At 77.2% G+C, this 486-nt stretch carries 1 protein-coding gene; it reads left to right on the forward strand.

Annotated features, from left to right (window positions below):
* The coding region (locus FNQ90_RS26425) for a ThiF family adenylyltransferase (RefSeq protein ID WP_228471629.1) at positions 1–486 on the forward strand (486 nt) is incomplete at both ends.

The raw sequence follows: 486 nt of genomic DNA on the forward strand, positions 1-486 counted from the left end.
GGTGGGCACCGCGATCGCCGCCACCCTGGCCCGAGCCGGGATCGGCGGGGTGGAGGTGGTGGACGGCGGAACCGTCGATCCCCGGGACGTCTCGGCCGCCGGCTTCGCACCCGAGCACGTCGGCCGCCGGCGGAACGCCGCCGCCGATTCCCTGGTCCGTCGGCTGCGTCCATGGCCTCGGGGCGGGGAGCGCTCCGGTCGCCCGCGGCGCGGTTCGGGGCCGGCCGGACCGGAGCTGGTGATCATCGCGCCGCGTGACGGCATCTCCGCCTACGCGCCCTCCCCCGAGGCCGTGGAGCCCCTGATGGAGGCCGGGATCCCCCACCTGTACGCGGGGGTGGTGGAGGCCACCGGTTTCGTCGGACCGCTGGTGATGCCCGGCCGCACTCCCTGTGCCGGGTGCCTGATGCTCGAACGGGAGCGGCGGGAGTCGGGGTGGCCGCTGTTGGTCGGGCAGTGGCGGCAGGGGCGCCGCGGGGCCGGGAG

This window comes from Streptomyces alkaliphilus, from assembly GCF_014141535.1.
Classification (GTDB): domain Bacteria; phylum Actinomycetota; class Actinomycetes; order Streptomycetales; family Streptomycetaceae; genus Streptomyces; species Streptomyces alkaliphilus.